Genomic DNA, 430 nt, shown 5'->3' on the forward strand with positions numbered 1-430 from the left:
GACGGCGGACCGGCGGTGGACCGGCGGCGCACCGTCGGCGCACCTGCGGGCGCGTCCGGGAGCGCGCCGACGGACATTCCGGGAGGAATGCGGGAACCGGGTGTGGCCTGCGTCACGTTCCAGTTGAATGATCCGACGTGCCGCACACACGAACACCTGCAGGGGGTGCCAGGTGAGTGCTTCCGGTCGTGGCGAGTCCGCCGACGATCTGCTCGCAGCGCTGCTGGACGGGATGGACGCCGCCCTGTGCGCGTTCGACTCCGACGGCGTGCTCACCCACTGGAACCGGGAGGCGGAGCGGATCCTCGGCTGGTCCGCCGCCGAGGCCGTGGGCCGCAGGGGCTTCGCGGGCTGGGCCGCGCGCGCCGCCGACGCGGACGACGTCCAGGAACGCCTCATGTCCGCCCAGCACCTACCCGGACGCCAGGTT

1 protein-coding gene is annotated in these 430 nt (G+C 73.3%); it reads left to right on the forward strand.

All coding sequences use genetic code 11. The features are described from left to right. Nucleotides 1-172 precede the first annotated feature (172 nt). Nucleotides 173-430 (forward strand): PAS domain S-box protein (locus tag G3I71_RS48105; protein WP_343243314.1); only part of this gene is annotated, 258 nt, incomplete at its 3' end.

Origin of the sequence: Streptomyces sp. SID12501 (assembly GCF_010550245.1) — a bacterium.
In the GTDB taxonomy this organism is placed as follows: domain Bacteria; phylum Actinomycetota; class Actinomycetes; order Streptomycetales; family Streptomycetaceae; genus Streptomyces.